This window comes from Leptolyngbya sp. FACHB-36, from assembly GCF_014695955.1.
Taxonomy (GTDB): domain Bacteria; phylum Cyanobacteriota; class Cyanobacteriia; order Leptolyngbyales; family Leptolyngbyaceae; genus FACHB-36.
Window position 1 is genome coordinate 1 of the sequence record NZ_JACJPG010000374.1, and the last position, 4,854, is coordinate 4,854.

Below are 4,854 nucleotides of genomic sequence, written 5' to 3' on the forward strand. Positions count from 1 at the left end.
TGCGGCTGGCAGCGTAGTCTACAGTGGTTTCAAGCAACGACCTCAGCTTATGTTTGTATCTCGAACGCCCGACTATTCCATCACAAGCTTGAATTCCCTGGATGTTTCTGCCATGAGTCCCATTGGGACAATTCCCATGGTGGTTGAGCAATCGGGTCGAGGAGAGCGTGCCTTCGACATCTACTCACGGCTACTGCGGGAGCGGATTATCTTTCTGGGTACTCCAGTTGATGATGCTGTCGCAGATTCGATCGTGGCTCAGCTTTTGTATCTCGAAGCTGAGGACCCCGAAAAAGATATTCAGCTCTACATCAACTCTCCTGGCGGTTCGGTGACGGCAGGCATGGCGATTTATGACACCATGCAGCAGGTCCGCTGTGATGTTGTTACCATTTGCTTTGGGCTTGCCGCTAGCATGGGAGCATTCTTGCTGACCGCCGGAACCAACGGCAAGCGTATGTCGCTACCTAGCTCTCGCATTATGATTCACCAACCCCTAGGTGGTGCTCAAGGGCAAGCGGTAGACATTGAAATTCAGGCTAAGGAAATTCTTTATCACAAGCGCAAACTGAGCGAGCTGTTGGCATATCACACCAAACAGCCGTTTGAGCGAGTAGAAATGGACACCGAGCGCGACTTCTTTATGTCCGCCGCGGAGGCCAAAGACTACGGGTTGATTGACCAGGTGATTACGAAACAAAATCTCCCCAAAGCGGGAGAAGTGGTTGCAGCAGTCTAACGTGAGAGGCAGATATGTCAAAGTACGACTCCCATCTCAAATGTTCCTTCTGTGGCAAGTCTCAGGAGCAGGTCCGTAAGCTAATCGCGGGACCGGGAGTCTACATTTGTGATGAATGCGTTGATCTCTGTAACGAAATTCTGGATGAGGAACTGTTCGACTCCAGTGCCGCTGCGCCGCAGCCAGTTCCTCGTCGGGAACAGTCGCCGGAGAAGCGCAAAACGCGATCGTCCAGTATCTCTCTGAGTCAGATCCCTAAACCTAGGGAAATCAAAAAGTACCTGGATGAGCACGTCATCGGACAGGACGAGGCGAAGAAGGTTCTGTCAGTCGCTGTGTACAACCACTACAAGCGCCTCAGCTTCACACAGGCCAAAGGCAACGGGAAGGTTGCTGCGGATGATCCGGTCGAGCTTCAGAAGTCTAACATTCTGCTAATTGGTCCAACTGGCTGCGGTAAAACGCTGCTGGCGCAAACGCTAGCGGAAATTCTGGATGTGCCGTTTGCGGTTGCTGATGCCACAACGCTCACTGAAGCAGGCTACGTCGGTGAAGACGTAGAGAATATTCTGCTGCGGCTGCTGCAAGTTGCCGATCTGGATGTAGAAGAGGCGCAGCGCGGCATTATCTACATTGACGAAATTGACAAAATCGCTCGTAAGAGTGAGAACCCGTCGATTACCCGCGATGTATCAGGTGAGGGTGTGCAGCAAGCGCTACTGAAAATGCTTGAAGGAACGGTGGCGAATGTCCCTCCTCAGGGCGGACGCAAGCATCCTTACCAAGACTGTATCCAGATTGACACCAGCAACATTCTGTTCATCTGCGGCGGTGCTTTCGTGGGTCTTGATAAAGCTGTGGAGCAGCGAATCGGCAAAAAGTCGATCGGTTTCATTCAGCCAGGCGAAGGACATACGAAAGAAAAGCGCGCCGCTGACGTGCTAAAGCATTTGGAGCCGGATGATCTGGTGAAATTCGGTATGATTCCCGAATTCATCGGTCGGGTTCCGGTCATGGCAGTGGTCGATCCGCTGGACGAAGATGCACTGACCGCGATTCTGACTGAGCCAAAGAACGCACTGGTCAAGCAGTACCAAAAGCTGCTGAAGATGGACAACGTGATGCTGGAGTTTCGGCAGGATGCAGTCCGAGCGATCGCTCAAGAGGCGTACCGTCGCAAGACGGGTGCTCGTGCCCTTCGCAGCATCGTCGAAGAGTTGATGCTGGACGTGATGTACGAGTTGCCTTCGCGCAAAGACGTGACTCGCTGCATGATTACGCGAGAAATGGTCGAGAAGCGATCGACCGCCGAACTGCTACTGCATCCTTCCTCGCTGCCCAAGCCCGAATCAGCTTAGTCAAGCTTGGAGGCGTTGTTGAGGCTATTTCTTTACGGCATCCTGACTGCGGGTGCCGTAATCTTTTATGGGTTGGGTTTGCTGCTGCTGCTGGCTGGCGGTTTAATTTTGGTGGCTGACAGGGACACGCGATCGATCCCCAGCAAAATTGCCGCGACTGGCACGATTATAAAAGTCGAGTCGCCACTCTCCTCGTCTGCCACGCCACTCATGTGTCCAACCGTTCGCTTTGTGGCACAAAACAAACGTACCTATGAGCATCGGAAGTGCCAAACAACTGTAGTAAAGGAAGTTGTTGTACCGCGATCGAGTGGGCGCGGCGGAAAACGAATCAAAGTAATGCAGCCCCACTACCGCTCAGGGGAATCCGTGACGATCTGGTATCTTCCTAGCAATCCTCAAGATGCGATTGTTGCTGAGAAGTACACGCATCCATTTAAGCGATTGCTGAAACAGGCTTGGGGCTTGTCAGGGTGGAGTATTCCAATCTTTATTGCAGCCAAATGCTTAGAACGGGTTGCCCAGATGACTCGATCGAATAAATCGCTACAATAACTCTACATCGTTGTTCGATTCTGCCTGATCCACGAATGCCTTACGTTTCAGTTCGCAATTTCCCACATTACTACGAATGGATTACCGCATCCGGGCAACCTGAACCGTCCGGCAAACCCGTTCTTATCTTCGTACACGGTTGGGGAGGCTCTAGTCGTTACTGGGAACTCACCGCTCGATCACTCTCTGACACCTTTGATTGCCTGCTATACGACCTGCGCGGCTTCGGACGATCGCAGCGATTCTCTTTCAGAGACGCTTCGCAAACGCGCAATGAAAAACCAGCGCTAGCGGAACCACCCGAAACGGCTGAAGAACTCAGCTACGAACTGGAGAGCTACGCCGAAGACTTGGCAGGACTGCTCGATGCACTGGAGCTAGAGCGAATTTACCTGAATGCTCACTCAACCGGAGCGTCGATCGCCACCTTTTTTCTCAACCTGTATCCAGAACGGGTTGAGCGTGCCATCCTGACCTGTAGCGGCATTTTTGAGTACGACGAAAAAGCATTCAAAACGTTTCACAAGTTTGCTGGCTACGTAGTCAGATTCCGTCCCCGCTGGCTTTACGGGCTACCGTTTGTGGATCGCCTGTTTATGCAGCGGTTTTTGCATCGTCCCCTGTCGGGAGAAATCAGCCGCGCTTTTCTCGACGACTTTTTGATGGCAGACTACGACGCCGCGATCGGCACAGTTTTAACCTCCGTCAGCGAGAAAGCATCCCAAATTATGCCGCAGGAGTTTGCGCGTCTAAGCGTGCCAACGCTGCTTGTGTCCGGGCAGTACGACATTATCATTCCCGCTGAAATGGGACGGCAGGCAGCGGAAATGAGTGGTCTGGTAGAGCACGTAGTGATTCCCGACACGGCGCATTTTCCAATGCTGGAGGACTCCGATACTTACCTACGACTCGTGCGCAATTTTTTGGGGGTTGCTCAAACGTCAGCGATCGCCTGATGCTTGATGGGTAGCACATCGTAGCTGCCAAACACCTTCAGAATTTCGGTGCAGTGTGCTAACTCGTCTAGCGCTGACTGAATCGAAGGCTGCTGCGTGTCTGCCTGAAGATCGATGAAGAATAAATAATCCCCTAACTCCTGTTTTGAGGCAGATCCGAGCAGGCGCTTGGTTGGTCGCGATTCGATTCGACTCATGTTAATTCCACGATCGGCAAACACCTGCAGTGGCTTAACCAGCGCCCCCGGCATATCTCGCACACTAAACGCCAACGATGTGTGGTTTCCCCCCGGAGACGGCTGCAAGCTGAGCACCCAAAAACGCGTACAGTTGTCAGGGTGATCATTAATCGGACAGGCGAGAATCGGCAGATTGTAGAGTCGAGCAGCGCGCTCCGACGCGATCGCTCCCACGGTTGGATTATCCGCTAAGTGCTGCAGCGCTTCAGTTGTAGAGTTAGTGGGAATGAGCTGCGCCGCGGGCAAAAACCGCTCTAACCACGTCTGACACTGCCCTAGCGCCTGCGGATGAGAATAAATGGTTTTCAGCGTATCGATCGTCGATGCCCAAGACATTAGCGCGTGAGAGATCGGCAGAGTCAGCGCCCGCTGAATTTGTAGCTTGTCTAACTGCCACAGCGCATCCATGGTGGCAGTAACGCTGCCTTCAACCGAGTTTTCCACAGGCACCACAGCTAAATTGGTCTGCCCTTGTGATGCGGCTCGAAGGCTCTGGGCAATGCTGGGATAGGGACACAGCAGCGCAGACTCTCCAGTAGTTTGCTCCAGCCAGTGCGTATAGAGGAGAGCGGCGGCTTCCGCATTCGTGCCTGCGGGTCCGAGATGGGCGATCGAAACTGCCATAGCATTCAGGTTTTACACAACCCTACGATTAAACCGTACGTCAAACTTCTGCAAGCGATTATCATTTTTCTCACATTTCTTAGAAAATTTTTAATTAAATTCGTTCTGCGTAGCTCGTAACTTCCGTAAAAACCCTCTTTCACAAGGGGTATAGTGTTTATACTTCACAAGGAACAGCATAATCTGATAAAGATTGTTTAAACTTGTTCACATGCTTTCAACATACTGATGTCCTCATATCGGTGCCCTAGATGGATATTCGCTTCACTGGCTCCCAAGCAGTTGAGATGACAGTTGCCGAGCAGCCGATTCCAATTCAGCACTATCTGCGTCAACCACATCGGATCGTCAACGCTTTAGCCGCTTCTAGCCGAATCGAGATG

5 protein-coding genes are annotated in these 4,854 nt (G+C 52.1%); 4 read left to right on the plus strand and 1 reads right to left on the minus strand.

From position 1 onward, the window contains the following. Positions 1-49: 49 nt before the first annotated feature. From clpP to H6F43_RS10485, 4 genes are read left to right on the plus strand one after another with little or no spacing between them, the layout of a single operon-like run. On the plus strand, positions 50-739 hold the full coding sequence (gene clpP, locus H6F43_RS10470; protein WP_190342718.1) for an ATP-dependent Clp endopeptidase proteolytic subunit ClpP: 690 nt from the start codon (positions 50-52) through the stop codon (positions 737-739). A 14-nt stretch (positions 740-753) separates the two neighbouring features. Further along, positions 754-2,097 carry an ATP-dependent protease ATP-binding subunit ClpX gene (clpX, locus tag H6F43_RS10475; RefSeq protein WP_190342719.1) on the plus strand — a complete coding sequence of 448 codons (1,344 nt, stop codon included), beginning with the start codon at positions 754-756 and terminating at the stop codon, positions 2,095-2,097. An 18-nt stretch (positions 2,098-2,115) separates the two neighbouring features. After that, positions 2,116-2,652: a DUF3592 domain-containing protein gene (locus H6F43_RS10480; protein WP_190342720.1), complete on the plus strand. Its 537-nt coding sequence runs from the start codon at positions 2,116-2,118 to the stop codon at positions 2,650-2,652. A 35-nt stretch (positions 2,653-2,687) separates the two neighbouring features. Next, positions 2,688-3,608, plus strand: a complete 921-nt coding sequence (locus H6F43_RS10485; RefSeq protein ID WP_190342721.1) for an alpha/beta hydrolase — start codon at positions 2,688-2,690, stop codon at positions 3,606-3,608. On the opposite strand, the gene pheA is transcribed toward H6F43_RS10485, so the two are convergent. Continuing rightward, positions 3,587-4,471 carry a prephenate dehydratase gene (pheA, locus tag H6F43_RS10490; protein ID WP_190342722.1) on the minus strand — a complete coding sequence of 295 codons (885 nt, stop codon included), beginning with the start codon at positions 4,469-4,471 and terminating at the stop codon, positions 3,587-3,589. The genes H6F43_RS10485 and pheA overlap by 22 nt on opposite strands. Positions 4,472-4,854: the final 383 nt, after the last annotated feature.

What these genes read in the sequence shown, in the direction of transcription:
- clpP (WP_190342718.1), top strand. Translation starts at nt 50, where the DNA reads ATGTTTGTATCTCGAACGCCCGACTATTCCATCACAAGCTTGAATTCC.
- clpX (WP_190342719.1), top strand. Translation starts at nt 754, where the DNA reads ATGTCAAAGTACGACTCCCATCTCAAATGTTCCTTCTGTGGCAAGTCT.
- H6F43_RS10485 (WP_190342721.1), top strand. Translation starts at nt 2,688, where the DNA reads ATGCCTTACGTTTCAGTTCGCAATTTCCCACATTACTACGAATGGATT.
- pheA (WP_190342722.1), bottom strand. Translation starts at nt 4,471, where the DNA reads ATGGCAGTTTCGATCGCCCATCTCGGACCCGCAGGCACGAATGCGGAA.